Genomic DNA, 22,461 nt, shown 5'->3' with positions numbered 1-22,461 from the left:
CGGGTTTATTTGTTAAGCGCGTAGTTAATCGTCCGGGACTGGACATCTATGCTGTCCAGCCAGCCAAAACGGTACAAAACAACATAAATCTAGATAGTGAAAATTTCCAATGCGATCCAATTTCAGACAGGGAGTGCAGCCAAAAAATATCCAATTCAACAAAAATCAGTATCGACATACTAAAATACAATATGAAGAAATTGCAATTCCTATGGATAAAAACATTTTTGTACTATTTGGTGGCATCTTTGATATTGGGACTAATAACAATATTTTCAGTTCGCCGGATTATTTGCGGCTTCAACAACAAATAAAACAAAAGCCTGAACAACCACGCAAGACCTAACACTTCAATCAATAGGGACTAGCTAAATCTCACCTGTTATTTTAAACATTAAAACACCGAGCTTAATCTGATGGCAGATGCAATTGATAAAAATGGAAGGCGGGTCAATATCGGCACAAAGGTCCGCCTTATTTGCCTATCAGGTCAGTGGCTTGACGACCTCCCTGCCGATGAGAAGAAAAATATTCTTTCGTTGATCGGCGAAATTTTTGAGGTCGAGGAGATCGATGAGTATGGCCATCCTTGGGTTAGAAAATCATGGCCAAACGACGAAGAGGGAGCTTGTAGATCCCATTCAATCGCACTTGATCCAGATGAGATGGAGCTTGTTGAAAATACGCTCTAACCGTTTGCCTCAAGCGCAAGGTTGCCGACCTCAGCCTAGACAAACAGATGCTGCAGGAAGTCATCCAAAAAAAGCTGTGAAGCCGGCTCGCAAGCGCGAGCTGGCCAAATTCCTGATCGGCGCCTATCGCGTCAGCATTCGCCGCGCCACCGCGGTGATTCGGTTGCGGCAAGCCACCTATTGCTACCGCCCCAGGCCACGGGACGACCGTGCCGAGCGGCAACGCGCATCCGTTATGGGGCACAACGTATCCATGTGCTACCGCGGCGTGAGGGGTGGCTGATCAATCACAAAAAGACCTACCGGATTTACTGCGAGGAAGGTCTGAATCTGCGGCGCAAGCGGCCAAAGCGCCGCGTGGCTGACCTTCTCCCGAAATTCCATGCCGGGACGGCGATAAGCTGTCCTTGCCGCAAAAAAAACCCCGCCTCGCCTTGCTAGGGCGGGTTTGTCTGCGGGCTCAAGCCGTTCACTTGGTGAAGCGTTGGCGTTTGCCGCACTTTTTCCGTTGTCTCACTTCAAATGCTGCGAATACAGCGACCACGGCCAGGGCCAATACTTCGATGAGCAATATCGAGCCGGCCGGTAGATCACTGGTGCTGGAGTGGACCGACTGTTCGGACGACGCGTTGGTATTCAGTTCGTTCATTTATTACTCCCTCGCCGAGTCCATCGCTCCGGCTTTTATTTATTTTATTCCTTTATTCAAAGACTTACCTGTTCCACAAAGACAGCCTCCATCAGAAAAGCCGAATCATTTTTCAACAAATATTGAAATAATTTCGTCACATTAATGTCAGCGATACGTGATCCCTTCCGGACCGTTCTGAGCGCCAGACTGGAATGCAGCAGCCCTGGTCCAGGACCAGGGCTTTTCGTCTCCGGCAAGCCGGTGCGCTAGCGCTCAGAACTTCACCTTCACGCCTATCATCGCCTCATAGCTGCGGCTCTCTGCCCCGTCCAGCGACTGCTGATAGCCCAATGTGCCCGTCACCGTCGCGTCCTCGTTCACCTGGCGATCAAAGCCCAGGTTGATCTCGCCCCAGGTGCCGGTCATGTCGACCACGAAGGGGATGTAGCCGTCGGCGGACGAGAAGCCGGTGCTGGGCTTGCCCTTGAATTCATGCCAGATACTCGGCCGCAGCCAGCCGTTGGTGCGCAAGGGCTTGCCGTTGTCATCGAGACGGAACCAGTCCTGGTGCAGCCGCACCCCCAGTCGCCCGATCAGGCTGTCGATTTCATCAAAACGCACCACGGCGGCGTCATCATGGGTGTCGCGCAGCTTGGCTTGGGTATAGATGAGTTGTGCCTGCGGTTCGAGATAACGCCGCTTTTCCGCGTTGATCAGATAGGGTCTGCCAGCCTCCAGCGAGGCAGTGATGCCGTATCCACGCGTCTGCAGTGCAGCCATCTCGTCCGGCAGGGCTTCAACCTTGAAGCGGTTGAACTGCACGACGCCATCGAGGTAGGCGCCCTGTTCCCAGAAGTGGGTCCAGTAGCCGCCCAGTCCCCAGCCGCGCAAGGCGTCGGTGCCGGCATGGCGGCCGTCGGTGTGCATCAGGTCGCCGTCGATGCGGCCGTAATGCGCAGACAGGCCTGCCTGGTCGATGCTGCCGTCAGTGTCTTCGCGGCGATACAGGTCGACCCCAAGCTGCACTGCCTGCAGCGTGTAATCGGTATCGAGCGCGCCCAACGCATCCTCGCCTGCACGGTAGATCACCCGGCCCCAGGCGAGCGATGGCCCCTCTTGCTGGTCCTGCTCTGGCAGCGGATCGGCGGTACGGCGGCGCGCTTCACCAATGCGCTCGTGCAGGGTATCGACCAGGGCACCGCTGTAGAGCAGCGCCAGCGCCGGGATACCGCTGTAGAGCGATGTTTCCGGCCGGTAGTTCGGTTGCTGCGGCGGGGTCGGCGGCACCGGGGTGGGATCGATCGTGCTGGGATTGATCGGCGGTACCGGCGTGGGCGAGATCGCATCGGTGGTCGAGCGCAAGTACCAGGCCTCGCCATTGCTGTCGTCAAGGCTGGCACGGTGCAGCGTGTATTCATAGGGGCCGGCCTTCACCCGGTTGAGCAGCCGGAATGCGCCCAGTTCGGTCGCGCCGCCATTGATTGCATCGACCACCTTGATGCCATTACCGGTCGTCAACGCGCCGGCGCCGCCGCTGTTTTTGATCCGCAGATTGGTGCTGCCGTCCGCCTTGCCGCCGTCGATCACCAGCTGATCCGATGGCGAAGCATCGTCGAACAACCAGGTGTTCAGTGCCACCGTGCCGTTGTCGCCCAGGTAGTCGGTGACGGTCAGCGTCTTGTAACGGCCACCGCTGGGGGCGCTGAAGTCGATCAGGCTGCCGTTGTTGGTGAGCGTGCTCAAGCGCGAGTTGCCGGTCAGTTGCCAGATGCTGGTATCGCGCATCGTCACGGCGGAGTGGCTGCCGGCCGCGGTGCTCGCCGCGCCGGTGACGACCGATGCCGCCAGATCGACTGTGGCGCGGCCGATGCTGTCGAACGACTGGCCGACGCCCTGCCATTGGCCCGTGCCCATGTCAGGGATCGCGGTCCCGGCACTGGCCACCGAACGATCCACATTCAGCCAGAGGCCGCTGCCGCCGACGATTGCATTCTTCAGTGCAATATCGCCGACGCCCGCCACGGCAATGGTCGCCCCATCACGGTTGCTCAGCACGGTGCGATTCAGTTCAGCCACGCCCTCGAGCGCATCGGTGCCTTGCACATAGAGCGCGGCGGCCTGATCGCCCGTGGTGGTGACGACAACATCGCTGCCGCCCACCCTGCCGCCCTGCTTGGCGACCACGCCGTGTGCCGCGTTGCCGCTGGTCGTCACGCCGACTACATCAAGGTCGATACGCGCCGTATTGTTGGCCACAGCTCCGAGCGCACCAATGCCGGACGTCGAGACCACCGTATTGCTGGCGCCAAGCGCCGCGCCGGACTCCGCCTGCAGCGCGTGCGATTGCACGCCGTGGGTGCGCACGGTGGCATCCGTCAGATTCAAGATGGCCGTGTCCGGCTGATACCGCCGGCTGACGAGCGCACCGGCGGCGTGATCACCCAGCGTTTGTACGTTGACGTTGTTCGCGTCGAGGCGCACCTGAGCGGGTTTGAGCGAGCCTATGCCCGCGTAGAGCCCGATCGAATATTCACCCTCGGTCTTCACCGCGAGGTCGTTCAGTACCATGCTGCCGCCATCATCGACCGCGGCGCCGTAGGCCTGCGTGCCCTGCGTATGCGCGCTGGTGCCATTGGCGATCAGCAGCGCGCCGGGATTGCGCGAGGCCAGCGCGTGCGGGAAGGTCATATTGGACTGCACCGGCGAGCCGCTGCCGGTGGTGGTGACCGAGCCCCCGTTGAGGACAATGGTCGACGCCTCGTTGGCCACCACGCCCATGGCGTTGTCGTCGCCGTGCGTGGTCACGGTGACCTTGTTGGCAGTCACGGTGGCATGGCCTGCACTGATCCCGGCCGCGTAGCGCCCGTCGGTGGTGACCGCGCTGTTGTTAAGCGTCGCATCAGCGCCATTGGAGACCTGCACGCCAAAGCTGGATTGTTGCGTGGTGCGCACTTCGCTGCCCGCCAGCGCCAGGCTGGAACCCGCGCCCTCGACCAGCACGCCTGGCGCAAAAGGGCCGACCGCACCGGCAACCGCGGTGACCGTAATGCGGCTGGTATCGACCTTGCCGCTGGCGCCACCGGTGAGATGGAACCCGATCGCCCGGTTGCCACCGACGCTGATCACCGAATCGCTTACCTCGGCCTGCGAGCCCGCGCCCTCCACCGACACACCATGGCCGTACTGCCCTTCTGCGACCAGCGTGCTATGGCCGATGACGATACGGCCACCGTCAAACGCGCGCGCGGCGGCGGCCGGATTGGCAACATTGCCCGCGCCGCTGACGTGAACCACGCTGTCGTCCAGCAAGACGCCGCTACCGGCGCCTTCGGCGCGTGCGCCACCGACGTTGTTACCAGTCACGTTGACGCTCAGCCCGGTGCCGTCGATCTGGCCACCGCCGATCGCATGCAGCGCCGCCGTGGTCGCCGTCGTCGTGGCCGAACTGCCGACGTCGATCGCGCTGTTCGTCAGCGCAATCCGCGCCCCCTCCTCGGCACGCGCCGCGCTGGCGCTGCTTCCGCCGATCAGCAAGGACACCGCTTCGGCGGTAATACTGGTGTCCGCACCGGTTGCCAGCAGGCCGTGGCTGAGACTGAGCGCTTTCTCGCCATCGACCGGCGACGCACTCGAGACGGCCGCACCGCTCGTACGCAGCTCGGTGCCGGAAAGCTGGATGGTTGCGCCATTGCGCGCCCAGGCGCCGACCGCGCCCTTGCCGCTGGTACGGATGGTGCTGCCCTGGATGCTGACGTCGCCGTCGTCGGCCAGTACCCCGTGGCCATTGCCGCCGGCCGTGTTCACGCTGGCATCGATCAGTTCGACGGCGCCACCGGCATCGACGTGTACGCCATAAGCGGATCCGCCAGTGGTGGTGATGGTGAGGTCGTTGCCATCGAGCCGGCTATCGGCGCCGGTCACGCGCACGCCGTGGCTGCCGCCGCTGGTGGTGCTGCGCGCGCCCGTCGTGCTGATGCTGGCACCATCGCTCAAATGCGCCGCGCCGCCGTTCTCGACCGAGATGCCGACTGCGCCCCACGACGAAGTACCAGCCGAACCGCCGTGCATATCGAGCTCAGAGTTCGTGCCCGTGACCTTCACGCCGCGATTGTTATTGCCCTTGGCGCCTCCACCGACCACCACCTGCGTGTCGGTCAAGGTCACCTTGCCGCCCGACTCAGCAATCACGCCGCTCATGTCGCTGGCAGTGATCGCCACGCCGGCGCCGGTCTTGGGCTCCAGCAGCACTGCGCTGCCGCTGGCGGCAACGTGGCCGCCATCCACCGCGTGCAAGCCGACCTGGTCCTTGGCCTGCGCCGCGGTAATCGCGCTGCTTTCGATCCGGCCCGCATCAAATTGGATGTACTCGCCGGAACCCGCGGCCACGCCGGTACTCTGGCTGGCGCCAAGCTTGATCGTTACACCGGTTTGGGTGCCGCTGCTATCCACGCCGACGCCGCCCGCAGTGGTCACCGTGGTATCGGCCCTGGCGTCGATCAGTGCCGGGCCGGCAAACCCGGCCAAGACCAAGCCCACGGCTTGCGCCAGCATATTGCGGCGCAGGCGCTCCGCCTTCGATTCCTGCCGTGCATCTCGCTTGTTCATGACCGTTCTCCAACGCTCGTACGATGGAGACAGTCTGAAATTGCATGCCGGGCACGTATGCCGTAGGGATCCGATACGGCTGTAATCGCTTTCTGATCAGTGCCCTGGCCTCACCAAAACGAACACCAACGTTTTAATTCCTGGCCAGGGGTTCTACGCTGGGTCCAGGCAGAGACGGAGCGCGCGGGAGTGGCCAACATCGTGATCGTCGACGAGCAACCGGTGACCCGGCATGCGCTGCGCTTGCTGCTGGAAGCCGAGGGGCACAACGTCGTGGCGGAGGCCGACAACGGCATCGACGCCATCCAGCTCGGGCGTACGGGCGACGTCGCACTGATGATCCTGGAGCTTGTCATTCCCCGGTTAGGGGGGCTGGCGGTGATCGAGCGACTCGCAGACTCAGGCCCCAAGTTGTTGGTGCTGACGGCGCAAAACTCCGAATACTTCGCCATCCGCTGCCTGGAAGCGGGTGCCGCGGGCTTTGTCAGCAAGCAGGACGACCTGAGCGAATTGAAGGCAGCGGTCAGTACCGTACTGCGCGGCCAAGCGCACTTCCCCAGTCAGGTACTCAATCCGGCCGCGCACGCCGCCACCGGACACGATGCGGTGCTCAGGGCCTTGTCGAGCCGCGAGCTGTCTGTGCTGCAGCTACTGGCCAAGGGCTTGAGCAATGTTGCCATCGCCGACCAGCTTGCACTCAGCGACAAGACCATCAGCACCTACAAGATCAGGCTCAAGCAAAAGCTGAACGCCGCCTCCTTGTTGGAAGTGATAGACATCGCCCGCAGCCACGGCCTGATCGAAGGCGCGACCGAACCGGCGAGGCCATTCGCCGAACCCGATGCAGGACAGCAGCAGGAACTCGAACTGCTGCGCAAGGTGCTGGACGCCCTGCCCTGCACCGTGGTGGTCCGAGATACCGAAGGCCGGGTCATTACCTGCAATCGCTGGCACCTACAGCAGTTTGACGTCACGCTCGACGAGATCCGCGGCAAGCGCATGATCGAAACCAGGGAACTGGACGCCGCTACCGCGGCGCTTGCCCATCGCACGCTGATGGCTGCCATGGAGCGACAGCTGCCCTACACCCGCGATGTCGTCCTCAACCTCGGCGGAGAAGAGCGTACGTTCCGCCACTGGGGGCATCCGTATGTCGATGCGCAAGGCCGCTTTCTGGGCATGATCTGTGGCAATGTCGAACTGACCGACCGCGACCGGCTGCTGCTCGATCTGCGCAACGCGCACGAACACGCCCAGGCAGGCAACCGCACCAAGCAGGCGTTCATGGTGGCGATGGGTACCGAAATGGCCGAGCCGCTGCATCGCATCATGGCCATGCTGGATCTTGCGCAGCAGCCGCAATACCCGGGGCGGAACGAGGCGCTGGAGCTGGCCAGAAACGCCGCAGCCAGTCTGCTGACCCTGCTGGACGACCTGCAAGCGCTCAATCGGCTGGAGGCGGGGCGCTTCCTGCTCGCACCCGAACCGCTCGATCTGCGCGCCGCCCTGCGGCTGCAGATCGAGGCGTTGCGGCCACAGGCCGAAGCAAAACAGCTACAAATCGAGCTAGATACCGAGCTCGCTCGTCAACCCGGTGTGTGGATCGACCCCCATGCCTGGAAGCAACTCATCGGCAATCTCGTCGGCAATGCAATCAAGTTCACCGACGCCGGCCGTATTACCGTGGCCCTGTCCGCCCATGGCCGCGGTCAGGGGATGGTGGAAGTGCTGCTGCAGGTAGAAGACAGCGGGATAGGCATCGCGCCCACCGACCAGGTTCATCTGTTCGAGCCGTTTACCCAGGTGCTCGATAGCCAGCGCATCCATCGCGGCGGCAGCGGCCTGGGGCTGGCGTTATGCAAACGGCTGGTCGACCAGATGGGCGGCCGTATTTCACTGGAAAGCGAGCTGGGCCTCGGCACCCGTATGGAGGTTGGGCTCATCCTTACCCAGCTCAAATCGGGATGACGCCGGCCTGTTTTCGAACCCTTCCAGCTCGCCTTGCGAGCCGGACCTCAGGAGAACGACCATGACCGTCGCCTCGGCACGGATAGTGCGCAACGGCCTGCTGCTCGCGGCCGCCCTGCTGCTGTCGGCCTGCGCCAGTACGCGACTCACCCATCACTGGCGCGATCCTCAGTTTGCCGGGCCTTCCCCGCAGCACGTGCTGGTGGTGGGCATCAACGACAGCGAAAGTGCGCGCCGCGTGTTCGAGGACCAATTCGTCCAGGCGTTCCAGGGCGCCGGCACCGCGGCCAGCCCCAGTTATCGGCAAGTGCCGCAGACTGGGGCAATCCCCAAGGCGCAACTGGTGGAGGCCATCCAGACCAGCCACGCAGATGCCGTACTGGTCACCCGGCTGCTCAAGGTGGAGCACCGGATCGACATCACCCCCGCGCCGGTCATGGGCGGTTTCTATGGCTGGTATGGCGCGGCCTGGGCCAGCATGCCGCCGACCATCACCCAGTACGACGTGGTCACGCTCGAATCCACGCTGTGGGACATCAAGGCCGAAAAACCGATCTGGTCCGCGCAGAGCGAGGGCTTCGCGCCGGATGATGTCGCCAAGTTCGCCGTCGACCTGGCCCGGCAGCTGATCGCCCAGATGCGGCAGGACGGCGTGCTGGTAGCAACGCCCTGATGCCCGTGAGCGCCGCCCCGGTCACTGATCGTACTGACGCGAGAACCGTCATGAACACGCCAGCATCGCTTCGTTTTGCCTTCGTGTGCGCACTCTTGTGCTACAGCCTTGCCACGCTGGCGGCCGCCGTCGAGCCGCACACCGAGGCCGCCCCGCCCTGGCCACGCAGCGTCACCATCGAAGGCCGGCAGCTCACGCTGCACCAGCCGCAGCTGGAAAGCTGGCAGGGCAATGTGCTCAAAGGCAGGCTGGCGGTCGCGGTCAAGACCGGCGCGGTGCGGGACGAGGCCGGCAAGACACACGATCAGCAGGTCTACGGCGTGCTGTGGTTTTCCGCGCGCAGTGAAACCGACAAGGCGGCCCGCGAAGTCGATCTCGAGAACGTGACTGCGGACCGGGTCAGCTTTCCCACCGACAAGGGCAACGAGGCGCGCTACCTGGACCTGATCCGCAAGGTGCTGCCGGTGAGCACACTGAAGGTGGACCTCGACCAGCTCGAATCGGCGCTCGCCATCACGCAGAACGCGCAGCGCCAGGCGGCGCAGAAGGTGAACAACGCGCCGCCGCAACTGTTGTTTTCGTTCGGCCCTGGCCTGCTCATCCTCACCGACGGCAAGGCCGTGTTCAAGCCGTCCGGCGTCGCGGGCGTGGCGCGCGTGATCAATACCCGATCACTGCTGCTGAGCATGGGCGGGCGCTACTACCTGCGTTTTGCCGGGCACTGGGCCGAAGCCACGGCCTTGAACGGGCCATGGACGCTGGCCGCGAACGTGCCCGCCGCCTTGACCGAAGCCATGCAGCGCGCCGTGTCGGCCAAGCTGGTCGACGTGCTCGACAAGCCGGCCGAACCGTTGAAGCAGCTGCTCGCCAGCGGCAAGGCCCCGGCCATCTTCGTCAGCGATGCGCCCGCCGAGCTGATCGAGATCAACGGCGAGCCGCAGTTCGAGCCGCTCACCGGCACGGCGCTCAGCTACGTGGCCAACACCGGCGCCGACGTGTTCGTCGACCACGGCGCAGGCGACGCTTGGTATGTGCTGGTCTCAGGGCGCTGGTTCAGCGCGCCTTCCACCAAGGGGCCGTGGGCCTACGTGGACGGCGCGAAGCTGCCCGCCGATTTCCTGCGGATTCCCAGCGAAAGCGTCAAAGGCGCGGTATTGGCGTCGATACCCGGCACGCCCGAGGCGCGCGAATCGCTGATCGCCAATTCGATTCCGCAGACCGCCACCGTGCAAAAATCGCAGGCGCGTCTGAATGTGAACTACGACGGCGCGCCACGCTTTTCCACCATTGCCGGCACCCCGCTCGCCTATGCGCTCAATACCGCCGTGCCGGTGATCCGCGTCAGCGATACCGCCTACTACGCGGTGCAGAACGGCATCTGGTTCGCCGCGCGCGCGGCCACCGGGCCCTGGGCCGTGGCCATCCGCGTCCCGGCCGTGATCTACACCATTCCGACCGCCTCGCCGCTGCACTACGTGACCTACGTTTACGTCTACGGCAGCAACGGCGTGGTGGCCTATGGCACCGGCTACATCTGCGACGCCTGGATTGGCGACGTGTGGTACAGCTGCCCGGCCACCTATGGCTACGGCGTGGCCTTCGGCTGGGATGCGTGGGCCGGCTGGAGCTTCGGCTTCGCGTGGGGCCTGGCCTGGGGCTCCGCCTGGTACGGGCCCTGGTGGGGCCCCTGGTACGGCCCCGGCTACTGGCCCGGCTATTGGGGCGGCGGCATCGCCGTGACCAATGTCTATGGCCGCTGGGGCAACGTGGCGGCCAGCGGTGTGCGCGCGGCCTGGGCCGATCCGTGGAGCGGCAACTACGGCACCGGCGTGCGTGGCTCCTTCCACAACGACGCGACCGGCGGCCGCGGCTGGGGCTACGCCGGCTGGAACAGCAATGCCTACACCGGCACCACCACCACAGCCGCTGGCGGCGTGCGCTACAACCCGGAAACGGGGCGCGTGGTGGCGGGCCACGGCGCCGCAGCCGGCAATGCCGAAACCGGCAACGCGGCGGCGGCGGGCGAGCGCACCCAGGTGAACACCGAGACCGGCCGCGTCAGTCACGAGGCCGGCGCCATCGCCCGCACCGATCAGGGCACCACGGCCGCCGGCCGTTTCGAAACCACGGGCCAGGGCGGGGACGCTGCCGGTGCCGGCTATATTCATCGTGACGCCGAGACCGGACAGATCAGCCACGGCGGTGTCATCCGCACCGACGATCATGTGTATGCCGGCAGGGACGGCAACGTCTACCAGTACACCCCCGGCCAGGGCTGGGAGCAGAAGACGACGGCGGGCGCCGCCCGCGAGGCCGCGCCGCCAGCCGCCAGCGGGCTCGATGCTGACCGGCTGGCGCGTGAACGCGGTGCGGACCGGATCAACAACCGCGCCGGGCAACCCAGCCCCACCGCCAGCCGCCCCAACGTCGAGAACCATAGATTCAATCGCGGTAATTTCTCGCCGCGCTTTGGCGGACGCATGGGCGGTGGCCGCTTCCGTCTCTGATCCACTACCGAGCGAGATCACTATGCGCATTCGTTCAAGCTTGCATCGTATTTTGCCCACGCTGCTGATTGCCGCCGCATCGTTGGCACAGGCAGAGGTATCGTTCCGCGACAGCGAGGACGGCGCCTTCGACATGAGCGACTATCTGCTCAATCACCGGGGTTTTTTGCCTGTGCCCACCGTGATCACCGAGCCTGCCATTGGCTATGGCGGCGGCGCCATGTTGCTGTTCTTCTCCGAATCGATGGCCGAAGCGGGCGAGCGCGCCAAGGAAACCGGCATCATGCAGCCCCCCAATATCACCGGCGTCGGGGGCGCGATGACCGACAACGGCACCTGGGGCGCGGGCCTGTTCCACTTTCACACCTGGGGTGGGGATCGCTATCGCTATCTGGGTGCCGTCGCCAAGATCAACCTGGATACCGACTACTACGGCGTCTCCGACCGGCCGCGCTCGTACGAGCTCGACGGCACCTTGCTGGTGCAGCAGCTCTTGATACGGATAGGTGACAGCCGCTGGTTCGTCGGCCCGCGCTATACCTATCTGGACGCCGAAACCCGCTTCACCGGCGAGATCGCTACCGAGCTTGGCGCCCTCGATACCGATCGCCAGATCGGCAAGGCCGGCCTCGTCATCGACTATGACAGCCGCGACAATATGTTCTACCCGGGGCGGGGCAGCTATGCCGAAATCGAGGCCCAGATCGCCCGGGACTGGCTCGGCAGCTCGCAAGAGTTCGAAACCTACGCCGCGCGCGCCTACACCTGGCTTCCGCTCGCCCAGCAATGGAATCTGGCGCTGCGCATCGACGGCCGCGCCACCGAGGGCGAGGTGCCGTTCTACGCCCAGCCCTTCGTCTCGCTACGCGGTCTTTCCAAGGGCCGCTACCAGGACCAGTACACGCTGACCGGTGAAATGGAAGGCCGCTGGACCTTTGCCCCACGCTGGTCGCTGCTGGCCTTCGGCGGGGTCGGCCGGGCTTGGGGGCGCTGGAAGGACTTCGACGAGGCCGATGATGCCTGGGGGGCCGGTCTCGGTTTCCGCTATCTCGTCGCCCGCAAGCTCGGTGTGGCTGTGGGCATGGATTTCGCCAGGAGCGAGGACGATCAGGCCTTCTACTTTCAGATCGGCAGCGCCTGGCGCTGAGGGGGTAGGTGCGCATTCGTCGGCTGCCGTTTGCCCGGATTGGCCGTTGCGCTTACAGTTCGCTCCCTGAATTCCCATCAGAGGAATCTGATATTGCCCGCCAGCACGTCCGTTTCCGCGGCGTTGTTGATTCGGCGCAATCCCCCCAGCGAGGATGACCCTGTTTCCGTGCCCATGCACGGCCAAGGAAATCCATGAACGTGCTTACCCGGCGCGGCCTAAGCGCCACGCTTCTCTGCCTGCTTGCCGCCTGTGGTGGCGGTGGCGGCGGTGGCGACTCCCCCCCTTCCGCGGCATCCCCGACGCCACCAACAGAACCCCTCCCGGCCGAGGCCCAAGTCGATTGCAGCGGCAGCGCCTGCGGCGCGCTGCCCGGCGGCGTTTACGCCGGGCACGGCGTCGCCAGCTGGCGCTATGACAACGCCGATACGGCGCCGCGCACGATCAATGTGCAACTGAGCAACGTGGGGGGGCGTACCGCCACGCTGGCGCTGAGCAACCCCGGTGCCGCGCCGATGGCGCTCACGGCGCAGGCGATAGTGGCCAGCCGACTGCCCGATACGGATGCCGATTCCGGCCATATCGCCCGCTTCAACCACAACGGGTTTCTGCCCTATATGAATGCCGTAGCCCTGCGTGCTTCGCGCACTGCGCAGGCCGTACCGGCGCAAATTGGCAGCAGCCGTAGCTGGATACACGAGGATGAAAGCGAACGCGTTGCCACGCTGGTGCGACAGATAGAGGCTCAAGACGGCCGCACCGTGAACCTGTGGCTGGAGAACTCCGAAACCGGTCCGGCCCAGATGAACCCGACCCTGCTCGACCGGCTGGCGCTGCGCGTGGCGGGTCAGGCCGATAGCGCCTACGAGCTTGTCACCGGCCTTGCCGGTCCCATCTGGGGTGGGCATGCCGTCAGCGGCCTGATCCTGGCCAACCAGCCGCTCGACGTGGTCCTGCTCAACTTCGACCACAACGCCCGGCCCTGGGGCCTGTTGGGCTACTTCTGGTCGCGCAACGCCCTGACCCGATCCGCCCATGCCCGCAGCAATGAAGCGCTCGCCGTGTTCCTCGACACCGAAACGCTCTACCTCGGCGGAACCGGTGCGCTCGATACCATGCTCAGCACGCTCGCGCACGAGCTCAGCCACGCCGCCAATTTCCATCGGCGCGGCGTGCAGCGCTACCAGGCAGGCGGCGACGGTAGCGCCACCTTCGAGACCTGGCTGGAGGAAATGAGCGCGATGATGGCCGAGGATCTGCTGGCGGCGCGGTTGACGCCCGGCTTCAATGCGGTACGTGATATCCGCGTGCGCGACTGGCTGACGACGGGTGCGTTCAACTGCGATTTCACCCGCTATGACGCCACAGCGGGCAGCGCCTGCAACAGCTACAGCGTCGGCGGCAGCCTGGGCGCCTATCTGCTGCGCCACTATGGGGTCGCGTTCTACCGCGACCTGCTTGCCAGCGCGCAAGTGGGCAACGACGTCGCCCTGCTGGATGCGCAGTTGCAAGCGCACGGCGGATCGCTCGACACCGCCTTGCGTCAGTGGCCGCTCTCCGTCGCCGACCTGCCGGCCGATAGCCCTGCCGGAATGGGGTTACCCGCAAGGGACGACGCGGGTTACGCGCTGCCCGCCATTGCCGTGTCACAACTGGGCGCCCCCCGGCTGACAACGACGCCGCCCGCCACGCTGGCGCCCTACGGCGCGCTACTCTGGCAACGTCGTACTCTCTCCGCTACGCATAACGAAGTGGTGATGCTGCCGCCAGGAGCCAGGCTGACGGTGGTGGTGCGCTAGCCGCCAAGGCAACCCGCGCCGCGAGCACCGCCGGCGCTCCTGCCGCATTGGCACGGCATGGCAATGTGCCAGGACAGACGCTCTGCCCGTTGCAACGGTTTCATAGGGCGCAGACAAGAAAAAACCCCGGCATGCGCCGGGGCCAGGCAAGAGAGTCGCTCGACTCCCGCCAGCGCCGCTCCCTACCCCAGCGAGGATAAGGTGTAGCGGGATGCAGCGGCTGGCAGGCTTACTTTCCCATTCGGTCGGCAGATGGGGCCATCAGATCATTCTGAAAGGGCCCATCATCGCTTTCCGATTCAGCGGAATCGGGCCTGAAACGAAAGCGGCAAACACCCGCATCCTCAATCCGGCCCGGCCTGCTGCTCACGAAGCACCGGCCGGGCGGCGAGCGTAGGAGCAGACCGACGCCCACTTCGGCCATAGGCCGATGCCCCGCCATGCCAGCTTGTCCGATGATGAGCCATCCCTGCATTGCCGATGCATTGCAAACGGCAACGCAGCCAGCCAGCCGGAGAACGCCCATGCCCTACTCATCGCTCAAGGACCTGCCCGACAGCGTGCGAGATCACTTGCCCAGGCACGCGCAGGAAATCTACCGGGCCGCGTTCAACAGCGCCTGGGATGACTACGAGCACGACGAAGCGCGCGCTCACCGCGTCGCCTGGGCCGCCGTGAAAAACAAGTACGAAAAAGACGAAGACAGTGGTGACTGGCAAGCCAAGCACTGAGTCCCCACGCTCGACAATCAGACCGGGCCGACCCGGCATCATCGCGTTGACCCTCGCATCTCAAAAGGAGTACTCATCATGCAAACCACCCCCAATCCATCCAGCCAGCAGCAAGGCGGCGCCCGCATCATCGGCTCGACCGACACGTTCGATGAGGCCAGCGGCCCCGGCCCCTATCTGATGCTGGCCGACAGCCTGGAAGGCAACGACGTGGTGAATGCGGAAGGCGACGATCTTGGCCACATCAAGGGCATCATGCTCGACGTGCAGCGCGGCCGCATCGCCTATGCCGTGCTCTCGTTCGGCGGCTTCCTCGGTGTGGGCAACAAGCTGTTCGCCATTCCCTGGCAGGCATTGACGCTCGATACCGACGAAAAGCAGTTCGTGCTGAACGTGAGCGAAGATCGCCTCAAGAATGCCCCGGGCTTTGACAAGGATCACTGGCCAAGCATGGCCGACCTGAGCTGGGCCGATGAGGTCCATCGCTATTACGGCACCGAGCCGTACTGGCACTAACCCAACTGGCCTGTAGCCGCCCCCGGTGCGAGACCCGCATCGGGGGTTAGTGCTGGCCAATCACAGGCCCGCAGTACACCTCGCAACGGCCCCCGCCAGCTTATTTCCTACCTCCAGGTCAGCTTGGATCCATGCTGCAAGCAGCAGCCCTATCTGTGTAGAACACGCCCCTGCTGCGTGCAATTGCGCGCTTATCCCACAATCGTAGAAAAGCAGCCTTCGGATAGCATTGCCGTGAGCGGCCCTGGGGTGCGTAGGCCTCTGTCGATCTGCCGCCAAGTTTGTTATCTGGAAGTCACCCTAGTGGAGTGCCAAGCGCCCCCCAGGGCGCGGGGCAGGCTGAGGAGTTGGACTTACTGCAATCGCTGCAGGAACCGACTCGCACGTCGGCCCGCTGATCTGTTTCGGCCTGGCGGCCATTAACGGGACAAAAAAACGCGGGCTCCAGATGGAGCCCGCGTTTTTGTTTGGTGCCGGCGGCAGGAATCGAACTCGCGACCCCCTGATTACAAGTCAGGTGCTCTACCAACTGAGCTACACCGGCGAAGCGCCGCATTCTACGTGAGCCGTCGCCGCGCGACAACTGCCGTCGATAAGGCCTTAGGCGGCGATCAGGCGCACGGCGTAAGCCTTGCCGGCGGCCTTGATGTCGGTGAGGCGATCGATGTTCGGGTGCTTGCCCGGGTACGCGATCGCATCGGCCGTATGTTCGCGGTACAACACCAGGCCACGGTCGGCGGCGACAGCGTCGATGGCGCCGAACTCCTGGTAGAGCGCGTGGTACAGCCGCACGCTACCCGCCTGGCCGGGCTTGTTCTCGATGCGGGCAATGATGGTCTCGCCTTCGAGCAGTTCCAGCGCGGCGAGATGGTCTATGGTCGGCAACGTGGCCAGGGTTTCGGCGAAAGTCATGGCAAACCTCGTGCAGTGAAGAAATAGGTGTCAACCGCCCGCCTCAGCTCGGCGTTGATGTCGGGCCCGGGCAATTCACGCCCCCCACCAAGGAGTAACACCATGAAACGCTGGACGATCACCCTGCTGGCCGCGAGCTGCGCGGCGGGCGCAGTCTGGGCGGCCGATGGTAGCTGGAAGCCGGCCGTGCCGAAAGAGATGAATCGCGCCGATTTCGTGCGTCACGCCGAAGAGCGCTTCGATGCGCTCGATGCCGACAAGAACGGCATCGTGACCGAAGCCGAGCGTAAAAACGGCTGGGAGGCCCGCCGCGCAAACCACAAGGCGCTGCCAGACCAGACCGAGGCGCAATATCTGGATGCCGCCAGGGCACGTTTCCAAAAGCTGGATGCGGACCAGAACGGCACTTTGACGACGGCCGAGCGCCAGGCGGCGATGCACAAGCATCACGGCCGGCATCACGGCGGCAAGATGGGCCCATGGCCGCAAGGTGACGTGAGTCGCGTCGATTTCGTTCGACAGGCCGAAACCCGCTTCGATGCGCTCGATGCCGACAAGAACGGCGTCGTCACCGTCGACGAGTTCAAGGCCAAGCGTCAGGGCCGCCCCGCCACCTGATTGCCTACGACGACGAGGGGCCGCCGAGCTGAGCGCCAGCGGCCTCTTCCTGCCAAACCTCGGTCATGCGGAAGAACTGCGCCACCTTGTAGGCGTCGAGCACACCGGTCACCGTGTGTTCCTCGAGACGGGTGTCGCGCTCTGAACGCAGGGCCAATGTGCGCCCCTGCGCGTCGAACAGCGCCATCACCAGCGGCGTGCTTTCCAGCAGGCCTGGTCGCTTGACCACGCCGATCTCGCCGTTGAGCAACTGCACCACCGAGCCTGGTGGATAGATGCCCAGCGTCTGCGTCAGCAACCGCCCCAGCTTGCTGTCGATATCGCCCGACAGCGTCTGCTGCAGCGCGATATCGGGACGCTGCGCATCGCGCCAGGCACTTTGCGTGAGCAGCGCGCAATAGCGATCGGCCAAACCGATCAAGCGCGCCTCGAACCGAATCGCGGGACCAGACAGCTTGTGCGGATAACCGCTGCCGTCGGGCGCCTCGTGATGCTGCAGCACGCAATCGAGCCAGAGCACATCGGCGACGCCGAGCGCGCGCAGCATGTCGCGGCCGTATTGTGGGTGTTGCTGGATCTGCTGGCGTTGCTCGGGCGTGGGCGGCACATCCTGCTTGGCCAACTGATCCTGCACCGTGAGCATGCCCAGGTTCATCGTCAGCGCGGCGGCAACGACGGAGCGGCGATCTGCGGCGCTATGGCCCAATCGGCGTAGCGCCAACTCGATCACCACCGCCACATCGGCGGCATGGCGCACGCCGTAGGGCTCTTCCTGGCACAGCAGGATCATGCCGATCACCAAATCGGGATGACGATCGCAAGCGGCCTGTATGGCCTCGACCACCCGGGCAATACGGAACACGAATCTGATTTCGCTGGCCGACTCATCGAGCGCGGCCACGAGAGCCGCTGCCAATCCCATACGGGCCTGGCGGACCAGTTGGCCTGCAGTGGGCCCTGGCTGCTCGACGGTGCGGGATTGTGCGGTACTGACGTCCATCTCGGTCGCGAAGGCTGGCATGAAGATGACGTCGTTATGCACCAGACGTCAGCATGTGGTCAATTGCCGCAAACCCGGCGGTCTGCCGCGCAAGCCCAGCGTTAGCGCCGCTAACAAATGCAGCGCGCCGGCTCTGGCTGACGCGATGCGTCCTGAAGAGCGATGAACCGGCCCCCCTTCGGTCGCCCTGAAAGGCGATATAATCAGACTCCCGTCGGCCGCACACAGTGAAGGCATACGGCCGGTGCGCGCGACGTCGCCAGAAGGTGTGCCCGAACTTAATCGGCCTCGTCGATCCAGGTCATCTGGATCGCTTCCAGGATTTTCTCGCCACAGTGCTTGGGATCGTCGTCAAAACCGGGCAAGGCCATCACCCAGTTGCGCAGATCGACGAAATTCACCTTGAGCGGATCGATATCGGGATGGGTATCGGCGAGCGCAATCGCGATCTCGCGGCTGTCGGTCCATTTCATGCCTGATTCTCCTCTCTGACACGTGCGACCTGACCGGCCGTCAACGCGACCAGTTGCTGCGGGCTCACGCGAAACACGCTATTGGGGGTTCCTGCAGCGGCCCAGACTTCGGCGTGCTGCAGCAGGTCTTCGTCGATCAGCGTGATCGGCGGCTCGGCATGCGCGAGCGGTGCGACGCCACCAATCACGAAGCCGGTGTGGCTACGTACGAAGTCGGCGTCGGCGCGGCCTATCTTCTCACCGACCAGTTGCGCCACGGTTTTCTCGCAGACGCGATTGGCGCCGCTGGTCACCACCAGCACGTGGCGCTCGCTCGCCTTGGCCCTGAGGATCACCGACTTGGCGATCTGCGCCACCGTGCAACCAATCGCATCGGCCGCTTCCTGGGACGTACGCGTCGATTCGGCGAAACTGCGGATCTCCGTCGATACGCCGGCCGCAGCCAGCGCCGAGGTCACCCTGGCCTGGCTTTCGCTCATCAGTGATGCTCGCGCGCGTGGTTGATGGTGTACTTGGGCAGCTCGACCGTCAGGTCGGTTTCCGCCACCACAGCCTGGCACGACAGGCGCGACACGGAGGTCAGGCCCCAGGCCTTGTCGAGCAGGTCTTCCTCGGCCTCCTCAGCCTCGTTCAGGCTGGAAAAGCCCTCACGCACGATCACGTGGCAGGTGGTGCAGGCACAGGATTTCTCACAGGCATGCTCGATTTCGATGTCGTGCTCGAGCAGCGCATCGCAGATGGTGATGCCCGGTTCCACGTCGAGCACCGCGCCCTCGGGGCACAGGTCGGCATGCGGCAGGACGATGATCTGGGTCATGAGGGTCTCACAGCTCTTCAATTTTCTGGCCGGCAAGGCCGCGCTTCACCGCGCGATCCATGCGCCTTGCGGCAAATTCCTGGGTGGCATGGTTCAGCGCCTCGGTCAGCTCGCGCAGCACGTCGGCGTCGTGGCCGGCCATGGCGGCGAGCAAGCGCTCGATCTGGTCGTCGATCGCGCCACGCTCGGCGGCATCGAGCAGATCGCCGTCGCTGGCAAGCGCGGCTTGGCTCGCGTCGATCAGCGCTTCGGCTTCCACCCGCGCCTCGGCGAGCTTGCGCGCTTCCATGTCGTCACCGGCGTGACGTAGCGAATCCTGCAGCATGCGCGCGATCTCGTCATCCCCGAGGCCATAGCTCGGTTTCACGGCGATGCTGGCCGCGATGCCGGTGCTCTGTTCACGCGCCGACACCGACAGCAGACCATCGGCATCGACCTGGAAGCTGACCCGGATGCGCGCGGCGCCCGCCACCATCGGCGGAATGCCGCGCAGCTCGAAGCGCGCCAGCGAGCGGCAGTCGGTGACGAGCTCGCGCTCGCCCTGCAGCACATGCACCGCCAGCGCGGTCTGGCCGTCCTTGAATGTGGTGAAATCCTGCGCCCGCGCAGTCGGGATGGTGCTGTTGCGCGGAATGATCTTCTCGACGAGGCCACCCATGGTTTCCAGCCCCAGCGACAACGGGATCACATCGAGCAGCAGCCAGTCGTCGTCGCCCTTGTTGCCGGCCAGCACGTCGGCCTGCATCGCGGCGCCCAGCGCCACCACCTTGTCCGGATCGAGATTGGTCAGCGGCGGCTGGCCAAACAGTTCGCCGACGGCGCGGTGCACATGCGGCATGCGGGTGGCGCCACCGACCAGCACCACGCCCTTGATGTCGGCAACGGTGAGCCGCGCGTCGCGCAGCGCCCGGCGCACCGGGTTGATGGTCTTTTGCACCAGGTGGGCGGTAATGGCCTGGAAGGTGGCGGACGACAGTTCCAGATCGATCACCACCTCGTTCGACAACTTGGCGGTGATACGGGTCAGATCGTGTTCGGTCAGCGCTTCCTTGGCTTCGCGGGCACGGGTCAGCAACAGGCGCACATCGTGCTCGTTCAGCTGCGACAACCCGGCCTGCTCCAGCAGCCAGCAATAGACCCGGTGATCGAAATCGTCGCCGCCCAGCTGCGAATCGCCGCTGGTGGCGCGCACTTCGAACACGCCACGCGTGAGTTCGAGTATCGATACGTCGAAGGTGCCGCCGCCAAGATCGTAGATGACGTAGGTGCCTTCGGCCGCGTTATCGAGGCCGTAGGCAATCGCAGCAGCCGTGGGCTCGTTCAAGAGGCGCAGCACGTTGAGACCGGCAAGCTGCGCCGCATCCTTGGTGGCCTGGCGCTGTGCGTCGTCGAAATACGCCGGCACGGTGATGACGGCACCGGCGAGCTCGCCGCCCAGGCTTTCCTCGGCCCGTGCCTTCAGCGCGCGCAGGATGTCGGCCGAAACCTGCACCGGGCTCTTCACGCCACCAGCAGTCACGAGTTTGAGCATGCCGGGTTCGTCGACAAAACGGTACGGTGTGGCGGCATCGGCCACATCGGCGAGGCCCCGCCCCATGAAACGCTTGACCGACACCACGGTATTGGCCGGATCCTGGTTCTGCTTCGCCTGCGCCTCGTGGCCGACGACGACCCTGGCGGTGCTGTAGTGCACCACCGACGGCAGCAGCGTGCGGCCATGCTGGTCGGGCAGGCAGACCGCGCTGCCGCTGCGCACCGTGGCAACCAGCGAATTGGTGGTCCCAAGATCGATGCCGACCGCCAGCCGGTGCTGGTGCGGGGCGGCGCTCATGCCGGGTTCGGAAATCTGCAGTAAGGCCATGGGATCGTCAGGGATCGGGCTTGTGCCCGGTATTCAGGGGTGGATCAAAACAGCGCGGCTTCGATGGCATTGCCGATTTCGGCGTCGAGCTTTTCCATGAAGCGCAGCTTGCGCACGGCAATGGCCGCGTCCTCGTACTGCGCCCGATCCAGCAAGGCCCCGAGCTCGGCTTCCAGCGCATCGGTCTCGCCACGCAACTCGACATTCAGCCGCTCCAGCGCCTCGACGTTCTGGCTGGCCTTGGCCTCGGCGATCGCTTCGCGCCATTCCATCTGGCCCATCAGGAAGTCCATCGGCATCGCCGTATTGGTCTCTTCCTGCGTTTCCACGCCAGAGAGCTGCAGCAGGTAACGCCCGCGCGCCAGTGGCGACTTCAGCGTCTGGTAGGCCTCGTTGATGCGCGTGGCGATCTGCAACGCCAGCCGCTTCTCGATGTCGGCAGCGCTGGCATAACGATCGGGATGGTATTGCGCCTGCAGCTCGCGGTAACGCGCATCGAGCGCGGCCCGGTCGATCTGGAACAGCTCGGGCTGGGCAAACAGGTCGAAATGGGAGCGGGAGAAATCGAAGCTCATCGCGGCATCGAGCCCAGCTGCACGCGTCGCGCCAAGCAGGCTACCCTGCCGGCCTCAGACACCGAAGCTCTCGCCGCAGCCGCACTCGTTCTTCACGTTCGGGTTGTTGAACTTGAAGCCTTCGTTCAGGCCTTCCTTGCTGTAATCAAGCTCGGTGCCGTCAAGGTAGGGCAGGCTCTTGGCATCGGTGTAGATCTTGACGCCAAAGCTCTCGAACACCAGATCATCCGGGCTTTCCTGGTCGACGAACTCCAGCTTGTACGCCATGCCCGAGCAGCCCGAGGTCTTCACCCCTAGCCGCACACCTAGCCCCTTGCCGCGACGGGCCAGGAAGCCGGATACGTGGTTGGCGGCGCGTTCGCTCAAAGTCAGTGCCATCGTCGTTACTCTCCGGAATGAGAGGTGCAAGGTAGAAGAAGTGGCGTATCGCCTGCTCTGCCCCAGCGCCTCACCGTGTTACTGGTGCTTCTTCTTGTAGTCCGCCACTGCTGCCTTGATCGCGTCTTCGGCGAGGATGGAGCAGTGGATCTTCACCGGCGGTAGCGCCAGCTCTTCGGCGATCTGGGTGTTCTTGATCGACATCGCCTCGTCCAGCGTCTTGCCCTTCACCCATTCGGTGATCAGCGACGAGGAGGCGATGGCCGAACCACAGCCGTAGGTCTTGAACTTGGCGTCCTCGATCACGCCATCGTTGCCGACCTTGATCTGCAGCTTCATCACGTCACCACAGGCCGGCGCGCCAACCATGCCGGTGCCCACGCTGTCGTCGCCCTTCTCGAACGAGCCGACGTTGCGCGGATTTTCATAGTGGTCGAGGACCTTTTCGCTGTATGCCATTGTGTGCTCCTTGCGGAGCGGGAAGGTCGAAGAGGGATGGGAGAAGGGTATCTTCTGCCGGCTCTTCAATTCCCGCCGCCAAAACTTGTTTCGATGTTG

21 protein-coding genes, 1 tRNA gene and 1 pseudogene are annotated in these 22,461 nt (G+C 64.2%); 11 read left to right on the top strand and 12 right to left on the bottom strand.

From position 1 onward, the window contains the following. The 3 genes and pseudogenes from NLI84_RS16800 to NLI84_RS16790 all read left to right on the top strand — a co-directional run. Positions 1-314 (top strand): hypothetical protein (locus NLI84_RS16800; RefSeq protein WP_255991903.1); only part of this gene is annotated, 314 nt, incomplete at its 5' end. A gap of 102 nt (positions 315-416) precedes the next feature. Next, positions 417-692, top strand: a complete 276-nt coding sequence (locus NLI84_RS16795; protein WP_255991901.1) for a hypothetical protein — start codon at positions 417-419, stop codon at positions 690-692. An 8-nt stretch (positions 693-700) separates the two neighbouring features. After that, a pseudogene (locus NLI84_RS16790) lies at positions 701-1,052 on the top strand (IS3 family transposase); the annotation flags it as partial. 109 nt (positions 1,053-1,161) lie between these two features. Here the strand turns inward: NLI84_RS16790 and NLI84_RS16785 are convergent. Together NLI84_RS16785 and NLI84_RS16780 are read right to left on the bottom strand one after the other, a co-directional pair. After that, on the bottom strand, positions 1,162-1,341 hold the full coding sequence (locus NLI84_RS16785) for a hypothetical protein (RefSeq protein ID WP_255991899.1): 180 nt from the start codon (positions 1,339-1,341) through the stop codon (positions 1,162-1,164). A gap of 255 nt (positions 1,342-1,596) precedes the next feature. Then, the gene (locus NLI84_RS16780; protein ID WP_255991897.1) at positions 1,597-5,928 is read right to left on the bottom strand and encodes an autotransporter outer membrane beta-barrel domain-containing protein; all 4,332 of its coding nucleotides are present in this window, start codon (positions 5,926-5,928) and stop codon (positions 1,597-1,599) included. A gap of 189 nt (positions 5,929-6,117) precedes the next feature. Between NLI84_RS16780 and NLI84_RS19180 the strand changes: the two genes are divergently transcribed. The 7 genes from NLI84_RS19180 (at position 6,118) to NLI84_RS16745 (ending at position 15,269) form a co-directional block, all read left to right on the top strand. Beyond that, complete coding sequence (locus NLI84_RS19180) at positions 6,118-7,896, top strand: ATP-binding protein (protein WP_255991895.1); 1,779 nt, start codon at positions 6,118-6,120, stop codon at positions 7,894-7,896. A 61-nt stretch (positions 7,897-7,957) separates the two neighbouring features. Next, positions 7,958-8,569 carry a DUF4136 domain-containing protein gene (locus NLI84_RS16770; protein WP_255991893.1) on the top strand — a complete coding sequence of 204 codons (612 nt, stop codon included), beginning with the start codon at positions 7,958-7,960 and terminating at the stop codon, positions 8,567-8,569. A gap of 50 nt (positions 8,570-8,619) precedes the next feature. Then, positions 8,620-11,076 carry a hypothetical protein gene (locus tag NLI84_RS16765; protein ID WP_255991891.1) on the top strand — a complete coding sequence of 819 codons (2,457 nt, stop codon included), beginning with the start codon at positions 8,620-8,622 and terminating at the stop codon, positions 11,074-11,076. Between the two features lie 40 nt (positions 11,077-11,116). Then, positions 11,117-12,223 (top strand): BamA/TamA family outer membrane protein, encoded by a 1,107-nt coding sequence (locus NLI84_RS16760; RefSeq protein ID WP_255991889.1) that lies wholly within the window; start codon positions 11,117-11,119, stop codon positions 12,221-12,223. A 194-nt stretch (positions 12,224-12,417) separates the two neighbouring features. After that, on the top strand, positions 12,418-14,022 hold the full coding sequence (locus NLI84_RS16755; protein ID WP_255991887.1) for a M30 family zinc metallopeptidase: 1,605 nt from the start codon (positions 12,418-12,420) through the stop codon (positions 14,020-14,022). 524 nt (positions 14,023-14,546) lie between these two features. Next, positions 14,547-14,753 (top strand): ChaB family protein, encoded by a 207-nt coding sequence (locus NLI84_RS16750; RefSeq protein WP_255991885.1) that lies wholly within the window; start codon positions 14,547-14,549, stop codon positions 14,751-14,753. Positions 14,754-14,831: 78 nt separating this feature from the next. Beyond that, positions 14,832-15,269, top strand: coding sequence for a PRC-barrel domain-containing protein (locus NLI84_RS16745; protein WP_255991883.1), 438 nt, complete (start codon positions 14,832-14,834; stop codon positions 15,267-15,269). A gap of 468 nt (positions 15,270-15,737) precedes the next feature. Here the strand turns inward: NLI84_RS16745 and NLI84_RS16740 are convergent. Beyond that, a tRNA-Thr gene (locus NLI84_RS16740) sits at positions 15,738-15,813 on the bottom strand. A 56-nt stretch (positions 15,814-15,869) separates the two neighbouring features. Then, on the bottom strand, positions 15,870-16,181 hold the full coding sequence (locus tag NLI84_RS16735; RefSeq protein WP_255991881.1) for a DUF2322 family protein: 312 nt from the start codon (positions 16,179-16,181) through the stop codon (positions 15,870-15,872). A gap of 102 nt (positions 16,182-16,283) precedes the next feature. Between NLI84_RS16735 and NLI84_RS16730 the strand changes: the two genes are divergently transcribed. Next, positions 16,284-16,799 (top strand): EF-hand domain-containing protein, encoded by a 516-nt coding sequence (locus NLI84_RS16730; protein WP_255991879.1) that lies wholly within the window; start codon positions 16,284-16,286, stop codon positions 16,797-16,799. A gap of 4 nt (positions 16,800-16,803) precedes the next feature. Here the strand turns inward: NLI84_RS16730 and NLI84_RS16725 are convergent, their stop codons facing one another. The 8 genes from NLI84_RS16725 to iscU all read right to left on the bottom strand — a co-directional run bounded on the left by NLI84_RS16725 (position 16,804) and on the right by iscU (position 22,362). Then, positions 16,804-17,820 (bottom strand): HD-GYP domain-containing protein, encoded by a 1,017-nt coding sequence (locus NLI84_RS16725; RefSeq protein ID WP_255991877.1) that lies wholly within the window; start codon positions 17,818-17,820, stop codon positions 16,804-16,806. 257 nt (positions 17,821-18,077) lie between these two features. Further along, positions 18,078-18,272, bottom strand: coding sequence for a Fe-S cluster assembly protein IscX (gene iscX, locus NLI84_RS16720; RefSeq protein WP_148716876.1), 195 nt, complete (start codon positions 18,270-18,272; stop codon positions 18,078-18,080). Continuing rightward, entirely contained in the window at positions 18,269-18,751 is a 483-nt protein-coding gene (locus NLI84_RS16715) for a YbaK/EbsC family protein (RefSeq protein WP_255991874.1), read from the bottom strand. Before NLI84_RS16715 ends, iscX begins: the two co-directional genes overlap by 4 nt. Continuing rightward, positions 18,751-19,089 carry an ISC system 2Fe-2S type ferredoxin gene (fdx, locus tag NLI84_RS16710; protein WP_255991872.1) on the bottom strand — a complete coding sequence of 113 codons (339 nt, stop codon included), beginning with the start codon at positions 19,087-19,089 and terminating at the stop codon, positions 18,751-18,753. The genes NLI84_RS16715 and fdx overlap by 1 nt, the downstream gene beginning before the upstream one ends. Positions 19,090-19,096: 7 nt before the next feature. Then, positions 19,097-20,950, bottom strand: a complete 1,854-nt coding sequence (gene hscA, locus NLI84_RS16705; RefSeq protein WP_255991871.1) for a Fe-S protein assembly chaperone HscA — start codon at positions 20,948-20,950, stop codon at positions 19,097-19,099. 44 nt (positions 20,951-20,994) lie between these two features. Continuing rightward, positions 20,995-21,525, bottom strand: a complete 531-nt coding sequence (hscB, locus tag NLI84_RS16700) for a Fe-S protein assembly co-chaperone HscB (protein WP_255991869.1) — start codon at positions 21,523-21,525, stop codon at positions 20,995-20,997. 54 nt (positions 21,526-21,579) lie between these two features. Further along, positions 21,580-21,903 carry an iron-sulfur cluster assembly protein IscA gene (gene iscA, locus NLI84_RS16695; protein ID WP_255991867.1) on the bottom strand — a complete coding sequence of 108 codons (324 nt, stop codon included), beginning with the start codon at positions 21,901-21,903 and terminating at the stop codon, positions 21,580-21,582. A gap of 78 nt (positions 21,904-21,981) precedes the next feature. After that, on the bottom strand, positions 21,982-22,362 hold the full coding sequence (iscU, locus tag NLI84_RS16690; RefSeq protein WP_255991865.1) for a Fe-S cluster assembly scaffold IscU: 381 nt from the start codon (positions 22,360-22,362) through the stop codon (positions 21,982-21,984). Between the last annotated feature and the right edge of the window lie 99 nt (positions 22,363-22,461).

Source organism: Chitinolyticbacter albus, assembly GCF_024437655.1.
GTDB lineage: Bacteria > Pseudomonadota > Gammaproteobacteria > Burkholderiales > Chitinibacteraceae > Chitinolyticbacter > Chitinolyticbacter albus.
The sequence above is the reverse complement of the archived record's forward strand: the minus strand, read 5'-3'. Positions and strand labels throughout refer to the sequence as shown.

Excerpts from the sequence above, each read along its gene's own strand:
- NLI84_RS16795 (WP_255991901.1), top strand. The coding sequence starts at position 417 with ATGGCAGATGCAATTGATAAAAATGGAAGGCGGGTCAATATCGGCACA.
- NLI84_RS16785 (WP_255991899.1), bottom strand. The coding sequence starts at position 1,341 with ATGAACGAACTGAATACCAACGCGTCGTCCGAACAGTCGGTCCACTCC.
- NLI84_RS16780 (WP_255991897.1), bottom strand. The coding sequence starts at position 5,928 with ATGAACAAGCGAGATGCACGGCAGGAATCGAAGGCGGAGCGCCTGCGC.
- NLI84_RS16770 (WP_255991893.1), top strand. The coding sequence starts at position 7,958 with ATGACCGTCGCCTCGGCACGGATAGTGCGCAACGGCCTGCTGCTCGCG.
- NLI84_RS16765 (WP_255991891.1), top strand. The coding sequence starts at position 8,620 with ATGAACACGCCAGCATCGCTTCGTTTTGCCTTCGTGTGCGCACTCTTG.
- NLI84_RS16755 (WP_255991887.1), top strand. The coding sequence starts at position 12,418 with ATGAACGTGCTTACCCGGCGCGGCCTAAGCGCCACGCTTCTCTGCCTG.
- NLI84_RS16750 (WP_255991885.1), top strand. The coding sequence starts at position 14,547 with ATGCCCTACTCATCGCTCAAGGACCTGCCCGACAGCGTGCGAGATCAC.
- NLI84_RS16745 (WP_255991883.1), top strand. The coding sequence starts at position 14,832 with ATGCAAACCACCCCCAATCCATCCAGCCAGCAGCAAGGCGGCGCCCGC.
- NLI84_RS16735 (WP_255991881.1), bottom strand. The coding sequence starts at position 16,181 with ATGACTTTCGCCGAAACCCTGGCCACGTTGCCGACCATAGACCATCTC.
- NLI84_RS16730 (WP_255991879.1), top strand. The coding sequence starts at position 16,284 with ATGAAACGCTGGACGATCACCCTGCTGGCCGCGAGCTGCGCGGCGGGC.
- NLI84_RS16725 (WP_255991877.1), bottom strand. The coding sequence starts at position 17,820 with ATGCCAGCCTTCGCGACCGAGATGGACGTCAGTACCGCACAATCCCGC.
- iscX (WP_148716876.1), bottom strand. The coding sequence starts at position 18,272 with ATGAAATGGACCGACAGCCGCGAGATCGCGATTGCGCTCGCCGATACC.
- NLI84_RS16715 (WP_255991874.1), bottom strand. The coding sequence starts at position 18,751 with ATGAGCGAAAGCCAGGCCAGGGTGACCTCGGCGCTGGCTGCGGCCGGC.
- fdx (WP_255991872.1), bottom strand. The coding sequence starts at position 19,089 with ATGACCCAGATCATCGTCCTGCCGCATGCCGACCTGTGCCCCGAGGGC.
- hscA (WP_255991871.1), bottom strand. The coding sequence starts at position 20,950 with ATGGCCTTACTGCAGATTTCCGAACCCGGCATGAGCGCCGCCCCGCAC.
- hscB (WP_255991869.1), bottom strand. The coding sequence starts at position 21,525 with ATGAGCTTCGATTTCTCCCGCTCCCATTTCGACCTGTTTGCCCAGCCC.
- iscA (WP_255991867.1), bottom strand. The coding sequence starts at position 21,903 with ATGGCACTGACTTTGAGCGAACGCGCCGCCAACCACGTATCCGGCTTC.
- iscU (WP_255991865.1), bottom strand. The coding sequence starts at position 22,362 with ATGGCATACAGCGAAAAGGTCCTCGACCACTATGAAAATCCGCGCAAC.